Source organism: Acinetobacter sp. M5A5_2a (genome assembly GCF_053345265.1).
Map to the genome: position 1 here is coordinate 1 of NZ_JBKEZV010000004.1, position 25,367 is coordinate 25,367.

24 protein-coding genes are annotated in these 25,367 nt (G+C 38.4%); 14 read left to right on the forward strand and 10 right to left on the reverse strand.

Annotated elements, in window-relative coordinates:
* The first annotated feature begins 195 nt into the window (after nt 1-195).
* Both ACLBWE_RS06765 and cysK read left to right on the forward strand, forming a co-directional pair.
* A complete protein-coding gene (locus ACLBWE_RS06765) occupies nt 196-738 on the forward strand; it encodes a GNAT family N-acetyltransferase (RefSeq protein WP_447601900.1) in 543 nt (180 codons plus the stop codon).
* 314 nt (nt 739-1,052) lie between these two features.
* Nucleotides 1,053-2,051: a cysteine synthase A gene (gene cysK, locus ACLBWE_RS06770; protein ID WP_348951473.1), complete on the forward strand. Its 999-nt coding sequence runs from the start codon at nt 1,053-1,055 to the stop codon at nt 2,049-2,051.
* A gap of 53 nt (nt 2,052-2,104) precedes the next feature.
* On the opposite strand, the gene ACLBWE_RS06775 is transcribed toward cysK, so the two are convergent.
* The 4 genes from ACLBWE_RS06775 to ACLBWE_RS06790 all read right to left on the reverse strand — a co-directional run bounded on the left by ACLBWE_RS06775 (nt 2,105) and on the right by ACLBWE_RS06790 (nt 4,299).
* Entirely contained in the window at nt 2,105-2,713 is a 609-nt protein-coding gene (locus ACLBWE_RS06775; protein ID WP_348951475.1) for a lytic transglycosylase domain-containing protein, read from the reverse strand.
* A gap of 279 nt (nt 2,714-2,992) precedes the next feature.
* Complete coding sequence (locus ACLBWE_RS06780) at nt 2,993-3,226, reverse strand: DUF2798 domain-containing protein (RefSeq protein ID WP_348951476.1); 234 nt, start codon at nt 3,224-3,226, stop codon at nt 2,993-2,995.
* 4 nt (nt 3,227-3,230) lie between these two features.
* Nucleotides 3,231-3,797: a flavodoxin family protein gene (locus ACLBWE_RS06785; RefSeq protein ID WP_447601903.1), complete on the reverse strand. Its 567-nt coding sequence runs from the start codon at nt 3,795-3,797 to the stop codon at nt 3,231-3,233.
* A 16-nt stretch (nt 3,798-3,813) separates the two neighbouring features.
* Nucleotides 3,814-4,299, reverse strand: coding sequence for a DUF2938 domain-containing protein (locus ACLBWE_RS06790; RefSeq protein ID WP_447601905.1), 486 nt, complete (start codon nt 4,297-4,299; stop codon nt 3,814-3,816).
* A gap of 81 nt (nt 4,300-4,380) precedes the next feature.
* On the opposite strand from ACLBWE_RS06790, the gene ACLBWE_RS06795 reads away from it, so the two are divergent.
* From ACLBWE_RS06795 to ACLBWE_RS06810, 4 genes are all read left to right on the forward strand, one after another.
* Nucleotides 4,381-4,785 carry a helix-turn-helix domain-containing protein gene (locus ACLBWE_RS06795; protein WP_447601907.1) on the forward strand — a complete coding sequence of 135 codons (405 nt, stop codon included), beginning with the start codon at nt 4,381-4,383 and terminating at the stop codon, nt 4,783-4,785.
* A 147-nt stretch (nt 4,786-4,932) separates the two neighbouring features.
* Nucleotides 4,933-6,192 carry an esterase-like activity of phytase family protein gene (locus ACLBWE_RS06800; RefSeq protein WP_447601909.1) on the forward strand — a complete coding sequence of 420 codons (1,260 nt, stop codon included), beginning with the start codon at nt 4,933-4,935 and terminating at the stop codon, nt 6,190-6,192.
* A gap of 214 nt (nt 6,193-6,406) precedes the next feature.
* On the forward strand, nt 6,407-8,788 hold the full coding sequence (locus ACLBWE_RS06805) for a YgiQ family radical SAM protein (protein WP_447601911.1): 2,382 nt from the start codon (nt 6,407-6,409) through the stop codon (nt 8,786-8,788).
* Between the two features lie 314 nt (nt 8,789-9,102).
* The gene (locus tag ACLBWE_RS06810; RefSeq protein ID WP_003654375.1) at nt 9,103-9,603 is read left to right on the forward strand and encodes a DUF2726 domain-containing protein; all 501 of its coding nucleotides are present in this window, start codon (nt 9,103-9,105) and stop codon (nt 9,601-9,603) included.
* A gap of 206 nt (nt 9,604-9,809) precedes the next feature.
* Here the strand turns inward: ACLBWE_RS06810 and ACLBWE_RS06815 are convergent, their stop codons facing one another.
* Nucleotides 9,810-10,163: a RidA family protein gene (locus ACLBWE_RS06815; protein WP_209831395.1), complete on the reverse strand. Its 354-nt coding sequence runs from the start codon at nt 10,161-10,163 to the stop codon at nt 9,810-9,812.
* A 157-nt stretch (nt 10,164-10,320) separates the two neighbouring features.
* Here ACLBWE_RS06815 and ACLBWE_RS06820 point away from each other — a divergent pair, with 157 nt between their 5' ends.
* On the forward strand, nt 10,321-11,136 hold the full coding sequence (locus tag ACLBWE_RS06820) for a hypothetical protein (protein ID WP_447601914.1): 816 nt from the start codon (nt 10,321-10,323) through the stop codon (nt 11,134-11,136).
* A gap of 241 nt (nt 11,137-11,377) precedes the next feature.
* On the opposite strand, the gene dinB is transcribed toward ACLBWE_RS06820, so the two are convergent.
* The 4 genes from dinB to ACLBWE_RS06840 all read right to left on the reverse strand — a co-directional run bounded on the left by dinB (nt 11,378) and on the right by ACLBWE_RS06840 (nt 15,456).
* Nucleotides 11,378-12,433, reverse strand: coding sequence for a DNA polymerase IV (gene dinB / locus ACLBWE_RS06825; protein ID WP_017391135.1), 1,056 nt, complete (start codon nt 12,431-12,433; stop codon nt 11,378-11,380).
* Between the two features lies 1 nt (nt 12,434).
* Nucleotides 12,435-13,193 (reverse strand): glycoside hydrolase family 25 protein, encoded by a 759-nt coding sequence (locus ACLBWE_RS06830; RefSeq protein ID WP_447601916.1) that lies wholly within the window; start codon nt 13,191-13,193, stop codon nt 12,435-12,437.
* Between the two features lie 77 nt (nt 13,194-13,270).
* Complete coding sequence (gene mdtD, locus ACLBWE_RS06835) at nt 13,271-14,662, reverse strand: multidrug transporter subunit MdtD (protein WP_348951490.1); 1,392 nt, start codon at nt 14,660-14,662, stop codon at nt 13,271-13,273.
* Between the two features lie 170 nt (nt 14,663-14,832).
* Nucleotides 14,833-15,456, reverse strand: coding sequence for an LOG family protein (locus ACLBWE_RS06840; RefSeq protein WP_311076288.1), 624 nt, complete (start codon nt 15,454-15,456; stop codon nt 14,833-14,835).
* Nucleotides 15,457-15,782: 326 nt separating this feature from the next.
* On the opposite strand from ACLBWE_RS06840, the gene ACLBWE_RS06845 reads away from it, so the two are divergent.
* The 6 genes from ACLBWE_RS06845 to ACLBWE_RS06870 all read left to right on the forward strand — a co-directional run bounded on the left by ACLBWE_RS06845 (nt 15,783) and on the right by ACLBWE_RS06870 (nt 24,354).
* On the forward strand, nt 15,783-17,375 hold the full coding sequence (locus ACLBWE_RS06845; protein ID WP_447601919.1) for a TerC family protein: 1,593 nt from the start codon (nt 15,783-15,785) through the stop codon (nt 17,373-17,375).
* Nucleotides 17,376-17,447: 72 nt separating this feature from the next.
* Nucleotides 17,448-17,915, forward strand: coding sequence for a YchJ family protein (locus ACLBWE_RS06850; protein ID WP_447601921.1), 468 nt, complete (start codon nt 17,448-17,450; stop codon nt 17,913-17,915).
* Between the two features lie 45 nt (nt 17,916-17,960).
* The gene (locus tag ACLBWE_RS06855) at nt 17,961-18,605 is read left to right on the forward strand and encodes a trimeric intracellular cation channel family protein (protein WP_002121256.1); all 645 of its coding nucleotides are present in this window, start codon (nt 17,961-17,963) and stop codon (nt 18,603-18,605) included.
* A gap of 81 nt (nt 18,606-18,686) precedes the next feature.
* On the forward strand, nt 18,687-20,006 hold the full coding sequence (gene niaP, locus ACLBWE_RS06860; RefSeq protein WP_005037373.1) for a niacin transporter NiaP: 1,320 nt from the start codon (nt 18,687-18,689) through the stop codon (nt 20,004-20,006).
* 152 nt (nt 20,007-20,158) lie between these two features.
* Entirely contained in the window at nt 20,159-22,378 is a 2,220-nt protein-coding gene (gene parC / locus ACLBWE_RS06865) for a DNA topoisomerase IV subunit A (protein WP_231764242.1), read from the forward strand.
* A gap of 296 nt (nt 22,379-22,674) precedes the next feature.
* On the forward strand, nt 22,675-24,354 hold the full coding sequence (locus tag ACLBWE_RS06870; RefSeq protein WP_447601924.1) for a long-chain-fatty-acid--CoA ligase: 1,680 nt from the start codon (nt 22,675-22,677) through the stop codon (nt 24,352-24,354).
* Nucleotides 24,355-24,394: 40 nt separating this feature from the next.
* Here ACLBWE_RS06870 and ACLBWE_RS06875 read toward each other — a convergent pair whose 3' ends face one another.
* Entirely contained in the window at nt 24,395-24,784 is a 390-nt protein-coding gene (locus ACLBWE_RS06875) for a hypothetical protein (protein WP_005037366.1), read from the reverse strand.
* Between the two features lie 106 nt (nt 24,785-24,890).
* On the opposite strand from ACLBWE_RS06875, the gene ACLBWE_RS06880 reads away from it, so the two are divergent.
* Complete coding sequence (locus ACLBWE_RS06880) at nt 24,891-25,289, forward strand: MAPEG family protein (RefSeq protein WP_003654397.1); 399 nt, start codon at nt 24,891-24,893, stop codon at nt 25,287-25,289.
* Nucleotides 25,290-25,367: the final 78 nt, after the last annotated feature.

Here is a 25,367-nt window from a genome sequence, read left to right on the forward strand (position 1 = left end):
GCGCTGATGGTAGTGTGGGGTTTCCCATGTGAGAGTAAGTCATCGCCAGCTCATTATTCTAAACACCCTCAACTTAACAGTTGAGGGTGTTTTTTTATGACTGGAAATAACCATTAGAGTAGTGTTCATTAAAAATACTGCATATTATTGCGATCTTTGCTTATGATATGAGCAATTAAAATTGAGCTTCTGCTTATGCAGTTTAAAATTATCGCGGCCCAAGACCTAAATAAGCAACAGCGACAACAGATTGCTGAGCTATGTTTTTCTGCTTTTGATGAAGATCCTTGGAGTCAATATACCTTCATGCAAACTGCTGTTCATTTATTAGGCATGTTAGATGATAATATTGTGTCACATGCTTTGTGGACAGATAGAATTTTCACCATAAATGGCAGTTTCAATGTAAAAACTGCTTATATAGAGTATGTGACTACTGACTATAAGATGAGGGGTAAGGGGTTCGCATCGCAATTATTAAGACATTTAGTTGATACATTAACTTCTTTGGAATATGGGCTTGCGGCATTACAACCAGAAGATGAAGCATTTTATAAAAAATTAGGTTGGATTTCATGGTGGGGAAATTTATACATCAAACAAGATACTTCTACTCATCTGACTGATGACTATGAAATTATGCTATATCCTTTGAGTACTAAGCTGACAGATCGACTATCACATCGTTCAGAAGAGAATACTATTTGCGCAGAATGGCGAGAGGGTGAAGTTTGGTAGTTTTAATTACATAAAATATTGAACAAATATTAGCTTTAATGTTTGACCAGAAGATTAGCGTAGTCTTAATAATGTGAAATATTAGCCAGCGTTCCTATTATTTTTAATGTGGTATGTAAATAGGGGAATAAATTTATCTAATCTAATAATTTGATTCTTAAAGTATTTTTAAATTATTGTTTGTTAAAAATAAATCTATGACAAGACACGTTGTTAATTTGATAATTTAGGCATTACTTAGCTTTTCTACTTTCCTGTTTATTAGAGAAGCTTATAATGATTCAGAATCATTCCAAATCTAATAAGGATATAACATGTCTACCGACCAGCAATTTCCAACACCCAATAATTTAGGGATCGCAGTTTATTCAAATAATGCAGAAGCAATTGGTAATACACCTTTAGTTCGTATCAATCGTTTGATTAAAACTGGTGCAACTGTATTAGCAAAAGTAGAAAGTCGGAATCCTGCATTTTCTGTGAAGTGTCGTATTGGAGCGGCACTTATTGCAGATGCAGAAAAGCGTGGTGTGTTAAAAGAAGGCATGCATATTATTGAACCAACCAGTGGTAACACGGGGATTGCGTTGGCTTTTGTTGCTGCAGCTAAGGGTTACCCAATTACTTTAACTATGCCTGCAAGCATGAGTCTTGAGCGTAGAAAAGTGTTAAAAGCACTTGGTGCCAATTTAGTTTTAACTGAACCAGCGAAAGGGATGAAAGGTGCAGTTGATGAAGCTGTGCGATTAGTAGCTGAACAACCAGATGTTTATTTCCTACCTCAACAATTTGAAAATCCAGCAAATCCACAAATTCATGTAGATACAACTGGGCCTGAAATTTGGCAAGCAACAGGGGGGCAAGTCGATATTTTGGTTGCTGGTGTAGGTACTGGTGGCACAATTACTGGTATTTCTCGTTATTTCGAACAAGTTCAAAATAAACCTTTGTACTCTGTAGCCGTTGAACCTGCTGAGTCTCCAATTATTACTCAAACTAGAAATGGTGAGGACATTACACCTGCACCGCATAAAATTCAGGGAATTGGTGCGAACTTTATTCCAAAGAATCTTGATTTAGATCTTGTTGATGAAGTCCTACCAATAACTAGTGAAGAAGCAATTCAGTGGGCAAGAAATTGTGCAACGCAGGAAGGCATTTTAGTGGGTATTTCAAGTGGAGCAGCTTTGGCTGCGGCTGCTAAAATTGCAGAACGTCCTGAAAATGCTGGCAAAACGATTGTTGTTATTCTTCCAGACAGTGGAGAACGTTATTTATCTTCTGTTCTATTTGAAGGTTTATTTGACGAATAAAATTACTTGTATAAAAAGCCCATCAACAGATGGGCTTTTTATTTGACCTTAATTTATAAGGCGCTTTTTAGAGCTTTTTGATGACGTTTAACAGATCGGGCATATTTCTTAGCTTTGTGACGTGTCCAGAAACTTCGCTCATATCCTGTAGGTCCAACATTGTAATAAGCAGTGGCTTTAAACCAACTATCAGCCGACTGATAATAATGATTTAAAATATAGGCCCCACATTGAATATTAGTCGTTTCATCATACAAATTCCCGGCACAAGTTTGTTGCCAATAGCTTGGAATAATTTGAGTTAAACCTACTGCACCCGTAGGTGAGAGGGCGCTACTATTGTAACTAGACTCTTGTCTTATGACCGCGGCAAGTAAAAGAGGAGGTACATTATATTGATCAGCACTTTGAATAATAATTGGCGACAATCGATTTGCTGTGCTTTGTGGAACAGAATAAGCTTTTTGTAAACCAGACGAGAGTTTATTTGAACGCCATGAAAATGAACCACTATTCGGGCCTAAGCTCGTACATCCCGTCATTATTGTCATTAAAACAATTGTAAAAAATTTGAGGCTCAAAATGTGTATTTGAGTTGGTTTAAAATAATTGTTAGATAAAGATGAGGTAAGCAAAATATAAAACCGATAATCAAGTTTCAAATGAAATCATGGTATTCAGCTGTAACTAATGGATCAATATAAGTTCTGTTGCTCAGCACAAGCAAATAGTGATAATTTTGTATAATTAAAATGAAAAAACCCCGACATCCTGTCGAGGTTCCTTCGTATTCAGCTTATGTAGCTAACTCCTGTCAACTACCGCTTCCTGCGTTCTTATTCTTCTTCAATGAGACATCCTGTCTCTCTATGTTTCATATATTATAAAAAAATACTAAAGCTGGATATCCGCAATTCACCGCAAGTTTTGTACGTTTTAACTTACAGATATACTTTTTCAACTTTCTTAAATACGATGTCGACTAGTTTCTGTGCTACAGGAGTACAGATCAACACACTTGGGAAAGCAAATATCCACGCAATACCCCATGCGGATATCCATAATGAAAAGAAATTTTGAACTGGTCCTACTGCTTTGAAAGTCGTAATTTCTGAAATTATAAATGATATCGTTGCGGATAAAATGAGCGGAAATAAAATCCTTTGTGCTGTCATAATCTTACACTCCAAGATAAGCATTCAAGGTCATTGCAAAATTATTTCCAAATAATCGAGCAGTTTTAATGTCTCCTTCATCAAACCTATCGGGACTACTGCCGTGTTCAGCCTGAGCCATTAATCCTGACCATGAACCAAGACGATTAGCAGCTTCAGAATAAGGCACACCTTGATGTTGCTCGGGCAGAATTGGATTACCGATCCATAGCATGCCATGTTGCATACAGAAGATAAAAAGTGAAATTAATGTCGATTGTTTATCGCCTGCAGGAAGGGATGATACGGTAAACCCAGCCGCTAGTTTTCCTTTAAAGCTCTGTTTTTTCCATAGTGGGCCAGTTGCATCCATGAGTTGTTTTAATTTCGAGGATACTCCGCCTAAGTAAGTCGGAGATCCCCAAATTAAGCCATCGTATTGGATAAGTATTTCAGGATTTTCAATGAGATGTTCAGCACTCAGTAGATCTACTTTAATATTTTTTTGGCTTAATACGCCAGTTTGAATTTGCTGAGCAATAAACTGAGTATGACCTTGGCGACTATGGTAAATAATAGCAACGGTTTTCATGAGATTTTCCTTTATTTTAAATTTGAAAGATTTTTGCAGTGAGATATAAACCACAGCCAAAAACACTATGGTTAAGCAAACTTTTTAGACAATTCAAAAATGGATGAGGGGTTTTTGAAGAAGTGAAACCACTACCCATTGCAGGTTGCATAATAAAAAAAGGAATGAGAACAGTGACTAAACCAAAAAGTAGCGCTGAGTAAAACTGAGGATGAATGAGCCAATCGGAGCCCACAATGCAAAGAAAGCTCAAGGCAAAAATCAGCCCAACACTATAGTGAACAATCCAACCCAATAAATATTCACCCTTAATTTGAGAGCTTTGGGCAATGGATTGATGTATGAATTTGCCTTGAAATATCCAACCAACCCAGCGTCCGAGAAAGGCAAAGTTTAATGTAGGAATTTTGAATATCTTTAATATTAACAGCCAGATATCCATAATTACTGTTGCCCCGATACCGAGGCATAAAGCTTGAAAGAACAATGTGGAGATATTCATTTTTACACCTTGCTTTTATACGTATGAAACGTGATAAATTTATTGTGCAAGTTGAAGTTCACTTGAAGTCAAGAGGGTATTATGGATATTGGTGAAGTCGCGAAAAAGGCACAAGTCACAACAGCAACGCTACGTTTTTATGAAGAGAAGGGATTAATTAAATCAATAGGGCGGCAAGGTTTACGCCGGCAGTATGGTAAACAGGTGCTTGATCAATTGGCATTAATTGCTTTAGGTCGTGCTGCGGGTTTTTCTTTAAATGAAATCGCCACAATGTTTGGACAAGATGGTAAACCTGATCTTGATCGTCAAAAATTAAAAGATAAAGCTGAACAATTAGAGCAAATGGCAAAGCGATTACATTTTATTAGTCAAGGATTACAACATGCAGCAGAGTGTCCTGCTGAAAACCATATGAAGTGCCCGACGTTCCAGAACTTTTTGAAAGCAGCCATTGCTGGAGAATATCTGCCAACAAAACTTTAATCAGTTTTATCAAAGAGATTCAATTTTTGCTGTGTATTGAATAGTTAGCTTGTCATATTTTCGCCATAAAGATTTCATCTTTTTGAAGTAAAAACTTCATATAAGCTTGATTAAATTTGCTTAATTTTTTACCGACTGTATAAAACCATGAGCAAAAAAACTTTAGTCGCATTATTATGCTGTGCCAGTTTAGGATTGACAGCATGTAACGATGATAACGATCAAGAACAAACCTCACCCATTGAAAACGTTACCGAACCGACCCTAATTTCTTTTGCTAAGTTACCCGTAGAAACCTACGCTGCTGGTCCAGACTCTGGCGCATATGTGAAAGGTGCAAATGGAATTTATCCTCCATTTAAAGGCCAGCCTGTACAGGGCTTTTCTGCGGCATTAAAAAATGAAGATGGCAGTTATATGGCAATGGCCGATAACGGGTTTGGGACTCAAGATAATTCATCAGACTTTTTACTTCGTATCTATAAATTAAAGCCTGATTTCAAAACTAAAGCTAAAGGCACGGGTCAAGTTACTGTGCAAAGCTTTATCCAACTGCGTGATCCAAACAAGTTAATTCCATTTAATATCGTTAATGGTGATACAGCTGAGCGTTTATTAACGGGTGCTGATTTTGATCCAGAATCTATGCAACGTACTAATGACGGGACTTACTGGATTGGGGATGAGTTTGGTCCTTATTTACTTCATTTCTCTGCAGATGGAGTGTTGTTGGATGCTCCAATTGCTCTGCCAAATCCACTAAATCCGACGCAAGAACTACGTTCACCGCAGAATCAGTTTAATAAAGCGCAAATTAATTTTGTAGAGCCTCTAGTTCAGCAAAGTGGTGGTTTTGAAGGAATGGCGATTTCGCCAGATGGGCAGTTTCTTTACCCTCTTATAGAAAAGCCAATTAAATCAATTCGAGAAACGGAACGACAATTATTGATTTCTCAATTTGATCTGAAGAAAAAAGCGTATACAGGGAAATATTATTGGTTCCAATTGGACAGCAAGGCAACCAATATTGGTGACTTCCAACTCTTTAATGATAAAGAAGGCATTATTATTGAGCGTGATGCGACTCAGAATAATTTAGGCGGATATAAAAAACTAATTCGTATTAAATTAAATGAGTCAGGCCAACTAGTAAGTCGCGAAGATTTAGTCGATTTAATTAAAATTGCCAATCCTAATTTACTTTATGGCACAGCAAGAGCAGGGGATATTGGGACAGAACAAGTTTTCGCCTTCCCATTTGAAACCATTGAAGATGTCATCATTGAAAATAGCACAACGTTGACTGTTCTAAATGATAATAACTTCCCAGGCTCTACAGGGCGTAACGCAAAATTGGCTGACGATAATGAGATTATTCAAATTCGTTTGCCAAAAGCTTTGTTCTAAACCTTATAAATAAATGAGTTAAAAATGCGGCGGCTTTTATTCCGCCGCATTTATTAGAAGAATAAAATATTGAATAAACTTTAATCAAATTAATTTTTACATCCTTGTTTTCGTTTGTTTTATAAACAGGGAAAATGAATGGAATTCATGTTAAAATGATCGGCTTTCATCTTTAGATGTCACTCCTCCATCTGCTAGCCGAGATTCGCAAGCCATGTCTACTGCCTACACCATGCAAACTGCGCCAAAAGCGTTGTTTGATTACGACAAATATTGGGCGTCGTGTTTTGAACCAGCGCCATTTTTGCCGATGTCACGAGAAGAAATGGATCAACTCGGCTGGGATGCTTGTGACTTCATTTTAGTTTGCGGTGATGCCTATATTGACCATCCGTCATTTGTTTCAGGTGTGATTGGACGTGTGCTTGAGGCACAAGGTTTTCGTGTCGGAATTATTGCACAGCCAGACTGGACCAATGTTGAAAGCTTCCGCGTTTTAGGTAAGCCTACCATTGCTTGGGGGGTGACGGCAGGTAATATGGATTCGATGATCAACCGTTATACGGCAGATCGTAAAATTCGTTCAGATGATGCTTACTCTCCAAACAATGAGCCGAACAAACGTCCTGACCGTGCAGCAACAGTATATTGCCAGCGTTGTCGTGAAGCATTCCCTGATGTACCTGTGTTATTAGGTGGAATTGAAGGCAGTTTACGTCGTATTGCACACTACGATTATTGGTCAGATAAAGTTCGTCGTTCAATTTTGATGGATTCAAAAGCCGATTTGCTTATGTATGGTAATGGTGAGCGTGCCATTATTGATGTGATGCATCGTTTGGCTAAAGGTGAAAAAATCCACGAGATTACAGATGTTCGTGGTACAGCATTTATTATTAATAAACATAACAAAGCATCAAAAGCAAAGTTTGTTGAAGTTGCGAGTAATGATGTAGATACGATTGGACGTGTTGATCCAATTATTAACCCATATGTCATGACTGAAGATATTGATGGCTGTGAGGTTGAAAAAGAAAAAGGTAACTCATTAGCTCAGTATCAAGATTTCCAGAAAGAGATTGTTGCAAACCCGATTGTGCGTGAAGGCGATAAACTAGACGACGATACTCAAATCGTGCAATTAAAGCCAGCACCGTCAAAAGCAATTAAACATAAGTTGCCTCCACGCGAGTTAGCGGTAATTCGTTTACCTTCTTTTGAAGAAGTGTCAAATGATCAAGTGCTTTACGCACATGCAAACCGTATTTTGCATCTTGAAACTAATCCGGGTAATGCACGTGCATTGGTTCAACGCCATGGTGAGCGTGATGTTTGGATCAATCCACCTCCAATTCCTCTAACCACTGAGGAAATGGACTATGTGTTTGATTTACCATATGCACGTTTGCCACATCCTACTTATGGCGATGCGCGTTTCCCTGCATTTGATATGATCAAATTCTCGGTCAACATTATGCGTGGCTGTTTTGGTGGCTGTACATTCTGTTCGATTACAGAGCATGAAGGACGTATTATTCAAAACCGTTCGGAAGATTCGATCTTACGTGAGATTGAAAAAATCCGTGATACAGCACCAAACTTCACAGGCATTATTTCTGACTTAGGCGGTCCAACAGCAAACATGTACCGTTTGCATTGTAAAGATCCTGAAATTGAAAAGAACTGCCGTAAACCTTCTTGTGTATATCCGGGTGTTTGTCAAAACTTGCATACTGATCATGCACCTTTAGTACAGCTTTATCGTAAAGCGCGTGCGATTAAAGGTGTGAAGAAGATTCTAATTGGTTCAGGTTTACGTTATGACCTTGCCGTACTGAATCCGGAATATGTAAAAGAACTGGTACAACATCATGTTGGCGGTTATTTAAAAATTGCTCCAGAGCATACCGAAAATGGCCCTTTATCGAAGATGATGAAACCGGGTATTGGTACGTATGATCGTTTCAAGCAAATGTTTGACCGTTTCAGTAAAGAAGCAGGAAAAGAGCAATACTTAATTCCTTACTTTATTGCTGCGCATCCGGGTACTTCAGATTATGACATGATGCACCTTGCAATCTGGCTTAAGAAGAATGGTTTCCGTGCCGATCAGGTACAAACGTTCTATCCATCGCCAATGGCAACTGCAACCACCATGTACTATTCGGGTAAAAACCCGCTTGCTAAAGTAGCTCGCTATACTGAAAAAGTTGATATTGTAAAAGGTGAGAAACGTCGTCGTTTGCATAAAGCATTCTTACGTTACCATGATCCAAACAACTGGCCATTACTTCGTGAGGCCTTAAAAGAAATGGGCCGTGCCGATTTAATTGGTAATTCGAAGCAGCATTTGATTCCGACCTATCAGCCACAAGGTACTGCTGAAGGTGAATATAAATCTGCGCGTAAGAAGAACTCGTCTGTGGCGGGAGATTCAGCAAAACGCGGTCAGGGGCAATCTCGCTCAGCAGCGGGGCAAAAACGTCCACAAAAAGGACAGGTTCTAACCCAGCATACAGGTTTGCCTCCTCGTGAAACAGGTGAGAAAAGACCGTTTGGTGGTAAAAGTAAACCAAAATCAAAAGCTCGTGGATAATGATAAAAAAGGCTCTTAAACAGAGCCTTTTTTGTTTTTAATGTCTCTATTTAAATCGCATAGTGAGATTTTTGCAGATTTAAAGTACAAAAAACGTAACGAAAAATGATAAATACCATAAATCTGACGAGCTGCACTTGATTGTTGTTGACTCTATGATTATAAATAAGGTGAGGGTGGCTAAATTTAAGCCAAGCTTGATAACTACAAGTGAAATTACTAAGTGAACCTTTTAAAGAACGGCTGTGTCGTTATCAATTAAAACAAAGTGTGATCTAGCAAAATCATTATAAAAAACTTAAAGGATTAAGCCCATGTATTATCTAATTACGATCTTATTATTATTTTTGGCTGTTGTGATGGCAGTGAAAAGTCTTTCACGAAGGCATCAACATGATAGTGCCTTGAAGCGCCGTGCAGTATTAACGAGTCATGAGCAAATAACATTAACCAGACTACAAACAGTTTTGCCTAAATTTACAGTATTGGCACATGTATCCTTTGATGCACTATTAACTACAAAATATGCGCATACACGTCGAAAATATCAAAATATGGCAGCTGATTTTGTTGTACTTGATCAAAATTATCAGGTTGTTGTAGTTGTTGTTCTTGGCGAAAATGGTTTACGCCGAGCGCATCAACAATATGAACGTCGTCTGTTGCAACTCGCTGGTTATCGCGTGCTGCATTATAGTGAGGTACCTGACTATCATGATCTAAGAAGAGACTTATTGAGTCCAGAAACAGAGATGGCAACTTTACATGCAACGCCACAGCTAGAAAGAATGTCAAATGCTTTTGTGAAGTCTTAAAAAGTAGGTAACGTCGGATTTGGATAATAGTTCGGTGCAATAAAGATTAAAAATAATTGTGCCTCATCTTGAATAACAAGTATGGGCAAGCTTAGCAATTTGATAAGCCCTAATAAGATACTGACATTAATTATTTAAGCAGTAAAAAATTGAGCAATATAACTAGAGATATTGCTCAATTTAATCTCGATTTATATTTATAAAAATTATGGAAGTACTGCAACAACCGTCATTTCTACAAGCACGTCCGGCGTATAAAGTTTGGACTCTACACAAGTACGCGCTGGTGGATGTCCTTCACTAATCCATGCATCCCAAACAGCATTCATCGCTGCATAATCTTTTTCGATATCTTTTAGAAAAATCATGACAGAAAGAATGTGGGTTTTATCGGTTCCAGCTTCTGCCAATAAGCGATCAATATTATCTAAAGTTTGCTGAGTCTGTGATGTAACATCTACGCTTGTATCATCTGCGAGTTGCCCAGCTAAGTGTACTAAATTACCTGAAATCGCAACTTCGCAGTAGCGTGAAGTAACGTGTAAACGCTTTACCGTCATATTTATTACCGAGTAAAAAAATAAAATGAATTGTACTTGATCGAACTATATTAAATTGTAAATTTTATATTTAAATAGAATAATTAATGAAAATATTTATTATATAGTTTGAGTATTATATTATTAATAAAAATAAACTTAATTGGATATATTCAAGTTGAAAAGAATTATACTATTTATATTATGGATATTAATTAGCACTACCTCTATATCTTATGCATTTAATCCAGATCAACAGTATTTGATGTTCTTAAAAAAATATGAAAATTTGTCAAATAGTTCAGATGCTAAAGGGTTGGAAATGTATGCAGATGATGCAAAAATTCATGCAACAGGTATAGCCCCAGATGGTATTGAAAGAACAATAAGTATGACTGGTAAGAAATTTAAAGAGTTAAACTTAGAGAATATTGAATTAATAAAAAGAATGGCTTATCAAATTAAATTGAGCAATGTGAAAATTATAAGAGAACAAGAGTCCGCGAAAATTACAGCCACTAAGTATAGTAATAGAAATTGTTATTCAGATAATGACTATTATATGGTGGTTTCAAGAAAAGATGATAAAAAACTATATATTACAGAAGAGTATTCAACACTTAACCCACCGAATTTGTGCAAAAAAGGAATAAAAGATGATCTCGAATTACAGTTATCTTTGGGAGCAAATTTAATGAATAAAAATCTACCAAGACAGGTAGATAGAGAAACAAATTTCGAGCATGTCGAAGCGAAAGGTAAGGAGTTAACTATGATTTACCGTTTAATTCACTTCAATGCGGCTGATCTTCCTATTGAATGGAATGAATGGGTTGAAAGTAATGGAATTCCGGAAATGATAAAGAATGTTTGTGAAAATACAACAATGAAAGAACTATTAGATAAAGGAGCACAAATTAGTTTGAAATATTACTATAAAGATAGTTCTTTAATTACTCATATTAAAATGAAAAAACAAGACTGTAATATATAAATATTTTTATTAAAGAATAAATTTTAATTGAGATCTTAATAAAAGGGCACATTTGTGCCCTGTAATATTCGGATTTGGTCGTCACGCCAATCACAGGACGGTATGCCAAAAGTAAAGGTTGCTTTAAGCATGTTGCAAATACATGGGTAATGAATATGCGCTGATTAGGTTACTCTAAACTTGGAGCAAAAGGGAATAGATTTTGTTCAAAATCCACTCTTTTTGAGTGAAAAGTAGTCAATCACCAAAGGTTTAGTTGAAAGTCATCTGATTGGGTTTGTAACTGATAAACCCCTATACCAATTAAGCGAAACTGGAAATGTTCGGGAATCTGCATTTCATTTAATAACAAAAATAAAACTTGGATTAGGTCGTGTAGCGACTGAATAGGTCTTTTAAAGCTTTTACTATGTTGTAAAGTCTGAAAATTCTTGAGTTTAAGTTTGACATTAACACCACGTGCATTGAGCTGTTTTTTCTCTAAGCTTTGCCAGACTTTTTCGGCTAATCCCTGCCAATAGGGCTGACATTGAGCTAAAGTAAAATCACTATCAAAGGTAGTCTCTTTTGAAATTTGTTGGCGAGCTCTTTCAGCTTGAACAGGTCTATGATCAATTCCTTGTGCATATAGATAAAGCTGTTGACCATATTTACCGAAATGGTGAACTAAAATAGCTTCTTCAATTTTCTGTAAGTCACCCAAAGTATGTAGTTGAAGTTGCTGTAATTTTTCTTGAGTGACTTTACCCACACCAGGAATTTTTTTAAGTGGAAGATCTTGAATGAAATTAGCAACCTGCGAAGGTTTTATTACGCATAAACCATTCGGTTTATTCCAGTCCGAAGCAATTTTTGCTAAAAACTTATTGGGTGCTACACCTGCCGATGCAGTGAGTCCAGTTAATCTGAAAATATCTTCTCGAATATGCATGGCAACTTCAGTTGCACTCGCAATCTGTTTTAAATTCTCAGTGACATCCAAATAAGCTTCATCTAAAGATAATGGCTCAATAAGTAGCGTATATTGCTGAAAGATCGAGTGAATTTGAGCTGAAACTGTGCGATATTTTTCAAAATTTGGTTCAATAATAACGACTTGAGGGCATAGTTTTCTTGCCTGACTCATCGACATGGCTGAACGCAAACCAAATTCGCGGGCAGGGTAAGATGCAGCAGCAATGACAGCTCGCGGATGATGAGACGAAATAACAACGGGTAAATGCCTTAATTCAGGTTGTTCCCGTAGCTCGACTGATGCATAAAAGGCATCCATATCGATATGAATGATTTTGCGCATATTATTGTGCTTTCACGATGCCTTGGTGCTGTAAAAATTGGTGCCATTCTTTGACTGACCCCTCATAGACATTGAGATCTACAGGCTTTATCACCCCTTCAATTTTACCTTGATTACTATGCTGCCAAAAGAGCCATTTTCTTTTATCTTTGAGTTCAGGTTTAGCTTCATAATCACGAACCCAAAGGGGAGTAGCAGAAAAATTTCCAACTAAGACAATGTTATAAAAAGTTCTAGAAATATAAAAGATGGGCTGTTTGCCATAATGGTGTTTTAAGCGATCATGCATGATGCCAATTTCTTTAATTAATTGTTCTTTGGTGTATGTATTAATACAGTTACTGTCGTATTCCAGATCAATAACTGGCGGAAGCGCATCTGATTTTTTAGGCACAGTCGCAATAAAGTTATCTGCTTGTGTCTTACCATCTCGACATAGACGGTAAAAGTGATAAGCCCCTACATGAAGCCCATGTTCACGAGCTTTGAGCCAGTTTTCTTGAAATTTTGAATCCTTGTAATCACCACCTTCAGTCGCTTTTAAATAAACGAATTGGAACTTCTCCGGTGATATTTTTTTCCAGTCAATATCACCTTGATGGTGAGAAATATCGAATCCTTGAACTGGATAATCTTGTGCAACGGCTTTTTGTTGATAGAACAGACCAAAATAAGCCAGAACTCCCATAACACATGTTAAGCCAATTCCGATTAAGGTATTGTACCGTGCTGTGAAAAAGATTTTAGCCAGTTTGGTCATGCAAAACTCATTACAGATTTGAAGCCGACATCATAGCGTGATTCAAGAGGGAGAAACCACGCTAAAAATGCAACGGCTTATACGGGGGTATTTTTTGGAATTTGCCAGAAGATAAGTGCAGCAATGACATTGATACAACCGAGGCAAATTAAAGTGACATGGAATGCTGTTGTCACGTGATCGGCACCATAATAACTGGTAAATACATTAATGAGTGTACCTGCCAGCGCCACGCCAATACTCATTGATAGCATCATGATCATCGATAAAAAACTATTACCGCTACTCGCATCTTGTTGAGGTAAATCTTTTAAGGTCAAAGTGTTCATTCCAACAAATTGTAATGAATTTAATGTACCAAATAAGAAAAAGTGTAAGGCTCTAAACCAAGTTGGAGTATCGACTGTCATGATGGCGAAAGAGGCAATACATAGCCCGACCAGCGTTGTGTTGATGAGTAAAAAACGTCGGTAGCCAATTTTCTGAATAATTGGTCTGACGATTGGCTTTGAAAATAATGAACCTAAGACCAGAGGAATCATCATTAAACCCGCAATAAAAGGTTCAAAACCAAAAGCGACCTGTAACATGAGCGGTAAAACAAAAGGTAAGGCATTACCACCAAAGCGGGCAAAGAAATTACCTAAAATACCAATCGCATAAATTTTATTTCTAAAGAGTCGGCTGCGGAATAATGCGTTTTGATGGGTATGAGAATGATAGGCATACCAAAGTGTTGCGATTATGCCGATGACTAATAGCGAAATGCTGAACCATTTTGAATATTCAGGTGATGCCAGATGTTCGATACCCAAAGACCATCCAATCATTGCTACCACTAATAAGATGAAGCCGCCTAAATCAAATGTTTTGACTGAAGGTTCTTTTAAATTAGGCATGACTTTTAATGTCATTAAGATGCCTAAGATACCCATAGGAATATTGATGAGAAAAATCCAGTGCCAAGTTGCAACTTCAACTAACCAGCCGCCTAAAGTTGGACCAGCCAAAGGCCCGAGTAAACCTGCAAGACTCATTAAGCTCATTGCAGCTAAGAACTGAGTTCGAGGAATAATTTTTAAAAGTGATAGTCGGCCAACAGGGAGTAATAATGCTCCACCCACGCCTTGGATAACTCGGAAAACTAACAGCTCATTGAGACTTTGAGAAAGACCACAACCTAAAGAAGCCAGAGTAAAAATAACGATTGCCGATAAGAAAATATTTCTAACACCAAAGCGGTCTGCTAACCAGCCACTTAAAGGAATACAGGCAGCTACTGATAAAACATAGGCCACTACTACGCTGTGCATGCGTAATGGATCTTCATTTAGATGATGAGCCATTGCAGGAATAGCAGTATTTACAATCGTTGTGTCCAAAGCCTGCATAAAAAAGCCAATGGAAACCAAAAGTACGAGTAAGCGATATTCAGGTTGCAAGGCTTGGTGAGTCGGCGTGGCATTCATAACATTTGAAAGTTAACGTTTTGGTCTAGTGTAAAACAAATTGAAAGTAAAAAAAGTAAGACAATGTTGAGTACCCCTTTACTAAATCTAATTGCTTTTGAAGGCACGGTGAAAATAGTTAAAACAAAAAAAGCGGCAGAACCGCTTTTTTATAGAGAGTAGGTGGGCAACTAGACAACAAATCTTTTCGGCATTTTTAAATTTTTAATGACGTTATAAATCTGATCAACATCATCACATACAATTAATTTAGCTCGGTGCTGAAGGGGAAGAAAACCCTCTTGAACAGCATGATCTAACTGAGCAATCAATGCATTATAAAAACCATTTACGTTATATAAAATCATGGGTTTTTGATGTTGGTTGAGTTGACCCCAAGTGGCTATTTCTAATATCTCTTCGAATGTTCCTAAACCACCCGGTAATGCAACAAATGCACTTGCACGTTCAGCCATCATGGCTTTGCGCTCATGCATGGTTTCTACCACGTGTAATTCGGTTAATCTTGAGTGTGCTTCTTCATAGTTGAGCATAAAATCAGGGATCACTCCCACAGCTTCACCGCCATTTTCGAGTACGCTGTCGGCTACTTGTCCCATTAAGCCAATGCTTGCACCGCCGTAGACCAAACCAAAGCCTTGCTCAGCAATGCCGCGAGCGAGTTCAATTGCCTTTTCTCGATAGATTGGATTATTTCCTACACGTGAACCACAATATAATGCAATAAGAGGTTGTTTTGTTTTTACAGCTGTTATAGATGAATCATTTACTGCCATTGTTAATACGCTATTCATTGCTTTATTTTCACCTTATCACGTTCATATTTCTTGTCTACACTAAGCCAAAGATATGACAACTTTATAAGCAGATTTATAAGAAAGATTCATGTTTTGTATGGGTTTGGTGAATGCCCTTCATGAACAAATAAAAATGATGAATTTCTATTAAATCTTGCCTATACTAAAAATTCGTTTAACAACATATGAACAAATATGGGTAGTGGTTGTAGTCGCTCCGTTTTAATTTCTTGTCCTAAAAAAACATTTTCCCTCCTTTGTATGGGCATGCCTGCTGTGTTGCCAAATAAAGATAAAATCCAGTCAGCGCAGGAGCAGGATCGATGATCTTTGAATGGATGTCTGATCCCTCCGCTTGGGTGGGCTTAGCTACTTTAATCGTTCTTGAAATTGTATTGGGGATCGATAACCTCGTTTTCATCGCTATTTTGGCCGAAAAACTGCCGCCAGAGCAGCGTGGTAAGGCTCGAAAACTGGGATTAGTATTAGCCTTAGGAATGCGTCTAATACTTTTAGCTTCGATTGCTTGGGTTGTGACTCTGACTGAACCACTCTTCCATATTCTTAATCATCCATTCTCTGGTCGTGATTTGATTTTGTTGTTCGGTGGTGTGTTCTTGCTCTTTAAAGGCACCATGGAATTGCATGAACGAATGGAAGGTAACCAACTTCATAAAGAAGATAATCCTGTTCATGCTGCGTTCTGGATGGTCATTGTCCAGATTGTTGTGCTTGATGCTGTGTTCTCGTTAGATAGTGTGATTACAGCTGTAGGTATGGTGAAAGAGCTATCAATCATGATGGTTGCCGTTGTAATTGCTATCGGAATCATGTTGTGGGCATCAAGACCACTCATGGACTTTGTTAATAAGCATCCAACGGTCGTTATTCTGTGTCTTGGTTTCTTGATGATGATTGGTTTCTCTTTGGTCGTGGAAGGTTTTGGTTTCCATATTCCGAAGGGCTACTTATATGCTGCAATTGGCTTCTCTGTTTTGGTAGAAATTATCAATCAGAGCATGCGCCGCAATCAGGAAAAGCTGGTTACAACCACAGACTTGCGTTATCGCACTGCCTCTGCGGTTTTACGTATGCTAGGAAGTAAAAACAGTGGCTCTAGCTCAGATACACAATCTTCTGATAAAGAGGACGTATTAGCTACTCAAGCTTTTGCAGATGAAGTTTTTGATGAAGACAATGGTGTTTATCATAGTGTACTTGTGCAAGGTGTTCTTGGTTTATCAGAACGTCCAGTAAAGTCCGTAATGACGCCACGACCTGAACTTGAATGGATTGATTTAGACGATGAGCCTGAAGTTTTAAAAGAACGTTTAATGTCAATGACACACTCTCGTTTGATTGTTGCACGTGGTGAGCTTGATAATATTGAGGGTATTGCACTCACTCATAAAGTTTTGAATGGCTTTATTGAAACTGGTGTGGTCGATTTCCAAAAGCATTTACGTGAACCTGTCATTGTGCATGAAAATGCTCAGGTACTTATGGTGATGGAGCAATTACGTCAAGCGCCTTTACAAATGGCAATCGTTTTAAATGAATACGGTTCAATTGAAGGTATTGCAACACCAATCGATATCTTAGAAGCAATTGCGGGTGAATTCCCAGATGAAGATGAACTAGATGCAGCAGCTGAGAGCTTGGAAGATGGTTCATTAATACTTGAAGGTTCAACCGACATTCGCCATGTATCTTTGTTATTAGGCCGTGATTTGGTTGATGAAAGTGAACAGTATTCTACTTTATCGGGCTATTTATTATTCCATTTAGGTCGCTTGCCTGAAAATGGTGAAACTGTTGAAGCAGATGGTTATCGCTTTGAAGTGGTGACGATGGAAGGCCATAAAATCGAGAAAGTTCATATTGTTTCTATCGAACAAGGTGAATCAAAAGATTAAATGACATTTCAAGTCTAGAAACATCATAAAATAGCTCAAATCTGAGCTATTTTTTTATTTGAGAAACACAGAATGACTCAACACACTTGTCCATGTGGAAAAGGCAGCTATGCAGAATGTTGTGAGCCTTTACATTTAGGCACAGCAAAAGCCCTCACAGCAGAGCAGCTGATGCGTTCGCGTTATAGTGCTTTTGCATTGCAGCAAATTGACTATATTGTGAAAACAACTGCTTTGGGTCAGCAAACTGCGCTTGATAAAGAGGCTATTGCAGACTGGAGTAAACAAAATCAATGGCTGGGTTTAGACGTTATTCAGGCCAAAGAAAAATTAGACAAAACGCATGCGCAGGTTGAGTTCAAGGCGCATTATCATGATGGACAAAAAGCTCAGGTTCACCATGAGGTTTCACATTTTGTATGTCACCAACAACAATGGTTTTTTCTTGACCCCACGGTAGATATGCATGTCACGATGAAACAACCGTGTGTATGTGGCTCCGGAAAAAAATTTAAACAATGCTGTGCACAATTCATATAACTTTACCTTAAAATACGGCCACCGTTTGGCCTGAGGGAAAGGGCGATGTTACTCACCGTTATTTATATTATTGCGATTACTGCCGAAGCCATGACAGGTGCATTGTCTGCTGGACGACGGAGTATGGACTGGTTCGGTGTCGTACTGATTGCCTGTGTGACGGCCTTGGGTGGTGGTTCTGTACGTGATGTACTACTCGGCCACTATCCTTTAACTTGGGTAAAACATCCTGAATATTTGGTTCTGACTTGTTGCGCTGCATTTGTCACAATCATTATTGCCAAATGGATGCGTCACTTACATAACATCTTTTTGGTGCTCGATGCTTTAGGTTTAATCGGGTTTACCATCATTGGTTGCCAAATTGCATTGCAAATGGGACACGGTTTTGTCGTATCAGCTGTAGCTGGTGTATTGACCGGAGTTTCTGGCGGTATTTTACGTGACATTTTATGTAACGATGTCCCGTTCGTTTTCCGTCGCGAACTTTATGCGAGTATTTCTTTTGTAGCGGTCATCTGTTATTGGGTATGTCAGGATTTAGGATTAAGTTTAGAGTTAACCGTCATTTCAACCTTAATTTTCGGTTTTACCCTGCGTTTGATTGCCATCTATTTTGGTTTAGAAATGCCTAAATTTATTTATAAAGATGATGATGCAGAATCGGCTTCTTCAACCGACGAACATTAATCATGCAGAATGCTATGTGAGCATGCTATAACAATTAAATATATTGTCTTGCTCACTTACTTTTTCCAGTAGAGTTTTCCTATGGACCTGATTTCACGTATACAAAATCTTCCAATCGGCAAATTCCACTACACATTATTGTGGGTGGTTGGGCTAGGTTGGATGTTTGATGCGATGGACACAGGAATCATTGCTTTTATCATGACAACCTTAGTCAAAGACTGGGCATTAACTCCAGCCGAAAGTGGCTGGATTGTGAGTATTGGCTTTGTGGGAATGGCGATTGGCGCAGTTTGTTCGGGAGCTTTAGCAGACCGTTTTGGCCGTAAGACAATATTTGCCACAACCATGGCAATTTATAGTATTGCCACAGCCTTATGTGCTTTTGCGCCAGATTTAAAGTGGTTATTAATTTTTCGTTTTATTGTTGGCGTTGGTCTTGGTGGACAGTTGCCTGTTGCTGTAACACTAGTTAGTGAATATATACCAGCACATGTACGTGGTCGTTTTATTGTATTGCTTGAAAGTTTTTGGGGTTTAGGCTGGTTAGTTGCTGCATTAATTTCTTATTTTATTATTCCTAAGTTTGGTTGGCATATTGCATTTCTCATGGGTGGCCTTCCACTGATTTATATTTTAGTGATTTGGAAAAAACTCCCTGAGTCGATACCGTATCTCATTAATCGTGGTCGTATTGAAGAAGCGCATGCATTAGTTCAAAAATTAGAAGCTCAAGCTGGTGTTCAAATTGTCCATCATATTGAAGTCATGCCTGTAGCTATACGACAAAAGGTTTCTTTTAAACAACTTTGGAGTGGTCCTTTTGCACGCCGTAGTTTAATGCTCTGGCTCATTTGGTTTGGGATTGTGTATTCATACTATGGCATTTTCACTTGGTTACCGAGTTTATTGGTGAAACAAGGCTATGACATTGTTAAATCTTTTGAATATGTTCTTCTTATGATTTTGGCACAGCTACCCGGTTACTTGGCAGCTGCATGGTTTGTAGAGCGCTTGGGAAGAAAGATTACACTGGCTTCTTTTATTGGCTTTTGTGCATTGTCTGCATATTTCTTTGGACAAGCCGACAGTGTGAACAGCATTATGTTTTGGGGCTGCCTCATGTCATTCTTTAATTTAGGAGCATGGGGCGTGCTGTATACCTATACGCCAGAGCAATACCCAGCCAATATTCGAGCTTTTGGTTCTGGTTGGGCTTCGGCAATGGGGCGTTTAGGCGGGATTTTGGCGCCGATCGTTGTCACACATATGATGGTGGCTAAGAATGGATTTAGCCACGTTTTTATGATGTTTACAGTTGTTTTGCTTTTGGTTGCTGCTGTAATTTTGATATTGGGTGAAGAAACCCAAGGAAAAAGATTAGAGTCGATAGGCCTCTAGTTTTGCCTAACTTTATAGCAAGTAACTAAAAATATAGAGAGATGAGACATAATTTGACGCTCAGGTGACAGACTCCCTCTTGTGTCTGTAACATAGCCCACTTAGCATAAGACTCATTTAAAATAACGACTGATTTGGAAGATAAGCTGACTATGACCAGCCTTGCGCATCAAGCGACAGAAAACCGCTCTGTAGCCGAATTTACTGAACAGGCTTACCTGAATTATGCCATGTACGTCATCATGGACCGTGCATTGCCACATATCAGTGATGGTTTAAAGCCTGTACAGCGCCGTATTGTATTTGCCATGAGCGAATTAGGGCTGAAAAATAGTGGTAAGCCAAAAAAATCAGCTCGTACAGTCGGTGATGTACTTGGTAAATACCATCCTCATGGCGACTCGGCATGTTATGAAGCCATGGTATTGATGGCACAGCCTTTTAGTTATCGTTATCCTTTAATTGAAGGACAAGGTAACTGGGGGGCGCCGGATGATCCTAAGTCATTTGCTGCGATGCGTTATACCGAAGCAAAACTTTCTGCTTACAGTGAGTTATTGTTAAATGAGTTAGGGCAGGGCACAACTGACTGGCAAGATAACTTTGATGGTTCATTAAAAGAACCTATTACGTTGCCAGCGCGTATTCCTAATATTCTACTCAATGGCACAACGGGGATTGCTGTTGGTATGGCGACAGATATTCCGCCGCATAATTTACGTGAAGTGATTAAAGGAACGATTGCCTTAATTCGTAATCCGCAAACTTCAGATGAAAAATTGGCTGAATATATTCCAGCGCCAGATTTACCAACAAAAGCTGAAATTATTACTCCACCAGAAGAATTACTCAAAATCCAGACTACTGGTCGTGGTAGTTACCGCATGCGAGCGGTGTACACCATCGAAAAAAATGAAATCGTGATTACTGAATTGCCTTATCAGGTATCGGGTTCTAAGGTCATTACTCAAATTGCCGACCAAATGCAGGCTAAGAAGCTACCATTGGTGGTGGATATACGTGATGAATCGGATCATGCAAACCCAACACGATTAGTGATTGTACTTCGTTCAAATCGTATTGATGCTGAAGCGGTGATGAGCCACTTATTTGCAACGACGGACTTAGAGTCAAGCTATCGTGTTAATTTAAACATGATTGGTGAAGATGGGCGTCCTCAGGTTAAATCGATTCGTCGTATTTTGCTGGAATGGATCGAAATTCGTAAGAAAACGGTGACTCGCCGTTTAGAATACCATTTAAACCGAATTGAAAAGCGCCTGCATATTTTGGCAGGTCTTTTAATTGCTTATCTTGATATTGATACGGTTATTCGTATTATTCGTGAAGAAGATCAGCCTAAACCTGTATTGATGGAACACTTCAAGATTGATGAGATACAGGCAGAAGCAATTTTAGAACTCAAGTTACGTCATTTAGCAAAACTCGAAGAGATGGAAATCCGTCAAGAGCAGGATGAACTTGCAGCAAAAGCAGCAATTATCCGTGAGCAATTAGGAAATCCAGAATCTTTAAAGAACCTGATTATTGGTGAATTAAAAGAAGACGCGAAAAAGTTTGGTGATGAGCGCCGTTCTCCAATTGTGGTACGTGCTGAAGCTGTCCAGATTAAAGAACAAGACCTTGTACCTGCAGAAACAGTAACGGTTGTTTTATCTGAAGCAGGTTGGATTCGTGCCGCAAAAGGTGCAGATGTTGATGCAGAAAATTTAAACTACCGTGCTGGCGACCAATACTTAAGTCACGCTGTGGGCAAAACCAATCAACGGATTTATTTCCTTGATGAGACAGGGCGTAGTTATGCTTTACCTATCAGCAGTTTGCCATCAGCAAGAGGTTTAGGTGAACCATTAAGTTCCAAACTTGCTCCTGCAAGTGGCGTGTCGTTTATTCAGGTCTATCTAGAAGATGAAGCGTCTGAACTTATCGCTGCTAGTACATCAGGTTATGGATTTAAAACTCAAGCCAAACAGCTAGATACCAATGCCAAAGCAGGTAAAACATTCTTGTCGGTGCCTGAAAAATCAAAAGCTTTACCATTAATATCTGCTCAAAATATGACACATTTGGCTGTGCTCAGTTCAGCAGGTCGACTCTTAATCATTGATTTGGCAGAACTCCCAAATTTAAATAAGGGTAAAGGTAATAAGTTGATACAACTTGAAGCAAAAGAGCAAATTTTATCCATGACAACCCTGAACTTAGATGAAATAATTCAGGTGGTTGCAGGGCAACAACATTTAAAATTAAAAGGTGATGATCTACAAAAATACCTGGGTAAACGAGCTTCAAAAGGTCAGCTCTTACCACGTGGATATCAAAAAGCAAATAAACTGTTGATTCAGAGATAAAGCTAGCGTCTGGCAACATAAATACGCTATATATGGCAACATGTTCAAGCAATGAACTGAACTTGTTGGTATTGAATAACGATTAAAAGGACAGCAATTTGGAGTACGTAATTTGTACTCCATGCAAAAAATTTGGCAGGGTTAAATTGTCAAAACTTCTGTCTCATAATCTTGTTCGAAGTGTCATGAATGTGCCAATAAGTTTTAAATATGTTCTGGCACCAAGAAGCTAAAGAATAGCTGGGGCATTGAATAACAGTTATTACTAAGGATTACGAATCGGAGATAATGGCATTATGGAAAAAATTTGGTTTGCAGAATACCAAAAGACAGGGATTCCAGAAACAGTAGCATTGCCTGCGGAAAATACCTCACTTGTTGATATTTTTGAGAGTAATTTCCAAAAATTTGGTTCTCGTGATGCCTTTATCTTTATGGATAAAGCGATGTCATTTAATGAGTTGGAGCTTGCAAGCCGTAAGTTCGCGACCTATTTGCAAAATTTGGGGTTAGCAAAAGGAACTCGTGTGGCAGTGATGATGCCGAATGTGTTGCAGTATCCTGTAGTTGCATTAGCTGTCTTACGTGCAGGCTTGGTATTGGTGAATGTTAATCCACTTTATACCGCGCGTGAACTTGAGCATCAATTAAATGACTCAGGTGCAGAAGTACTTGTGATCATCGAAAACTTTGCCAGTGTTTACCAAAGCATTTTAGGTAAAACTCCAGTGAAGCATGTTGTAGTTGCATCAGTAGGAGATATGCTCGGTACACTCAAAGGTACTTTGGTGAACTTTGTATTACGTAAAGTACGTAAGCAAATTCCGGCTTGGAATATTCCGGGACACGTTAAATTTAATTCGGCATTAAATAAAGAAAACTCGAGTAATTATAAGCGCCCGACGTTAACTTTAAGTGATACGGCTGTACTTCAATACACTGGTGGTACGACGGGTGTTTCAAAAGGTGCAGAGCTTACTCATCGTAATCTTGTAGCAAACTTACTTCAGTGTGATGGCATTTTCCAAAGTAAATTTGGAGCAAACGATGGTGCTAAAGGCGACCGTATTGTTTGTGCATTGCCGCTTTATCATATTTTTGCGTTCATGGTTTGCGCGATGTACGGTATGTATAAAGGTCAGGCAAATATCTTGATTCCGAACCCTCGTGATTTACCAGCTGTTATCAATGAACTGCGTAAATATCAACCATCATTCTTCCCAGCGGTAAATACATTATTTAATGCTTTAGTGAATAATGAAGAGTTCAGACAACTTGACCATAGCAAGTTAAAAATGGCGATGGGTGGTGGTATGGCCGTTTTACCTTCTACAGCAGAAGCTTGGAAGAAAATTACTGGCACAACCATTATTGAAGGTTATGGCTTGTCAGAAACCTCACCGGTAGCAACTGCAAATCCACCTGCTTCTACTGAATTTAGTGGCACAATTGGTATTCCGTTACCTTTAACTGAAGTGGCCATTTTAGATGATGACGGTAAAGAAGTTGCTTTAGGTGAGCAAGGTGAAATCTCGATTCGTGGTCCTCAAGTCATGAAAGGTTACTGGAACCGCCCTGATGAGACAGCTAAAGTCATGACAGCAGATGGTTTCTTCCGTACGGGCGATATCGGCGTGATGGATAGCCGTGGATATACAAAAATTGTAGACCGTAAAAAAGATATGATTTTGGTTTCTGGCTTTAACGTTTACCCAAGTGAAATCGAAGAAGTTATTGCTAAACATCCAAAAGTATTGGAAGTTGCAGCGATTGGTGTTCCAGATGAAAAATCAGGTGAAGTGCCAAAACTCTTTATTGTGAAAAAAGATCAAAGTTTAACGACTGAAGAAGTTTTGAGCTTTGCTAAAGAAAACTTAACAGGCTATAAACGCCCTCGTTATGTTGAGTTTATGGATGAATTACCAAAATCAAATGTAGGCAAAATTTTACGTAAAGACTTACGTAAACCAGTTTAATCGGTTAATAAAAAAAGCGCCTTAGGGCGCTTTTTTTATTTTATATTTTATGACTTTTTATAAACCAGCGGTCTATATAAGGGCGTCCAATTCCAACCATCCCTACAAAAACAAGCATTGTTCCGAGTTGCAGGCGTAGGTGAGTTAAATCAAGCTGACCATAACTTAAATAATTATCTGCTAAGCAATATATCGTAATCACAATGAGCCAGTGCCACAAAGGAAGTCGTTTAATACCAACAGCAATAAAGGTAATTGTTAAAATAACAAAGGTGCCAAGTGTAGATTGCCAATTTAAATTTGCACAAATCACACTCAGTAAAAAAGCGACAATAGGGAGTACGATCTTTAATATGCGATCTATCTGAAGTTGATTCTGTTTTTGCTTATCCAAGACTTCAAACAGTTCTTTTTGATCAGGTTGTTGCATACATGGCCCTATTCATCAGTGTTGACAAGTGATTGCATAAAATTTCAGGTAAAAACGCAATGTTATGATAGCATGATCAACAGTATTTTCAGTGATGGATGGCACTATGCAGGGCATCAGCGGCATTATCTATATTATTTTAGTGGCATGTTTACTGCCATATGCATTTACCGCAATTGCAAAAATTACAGGTGGTTTTCAGCCTGCCGATAATCAAAACCCGAGAGCTTTTTTTGCCAAAACAACTGGTCTGGCTGCTCGAGCTAATGCCGTACAACAAAATAGTTTTGAAAGCTTACCTTTATTCTTAACGGCTATTTTAATGGCCGAATATATGGTTGTTCCAGAATACTTTATTCTGAGATTAGGTTGGGCATATATTATTTTAAGAGTTATTTATGGGATCTGCTATTTAAGTAATTGGGCAACTTTACGCTCGATTGTCTGGTTCTTATCTATATTGTGTCCAATCTTCTTATTAGTGGTCACGATTAAACTGACTTGAGTGTCATTCTGTCATCATTCATATCAACTTTCGCGTGTGCGCATTGTATAATCGGCATCATTTTGATGATATCCACGC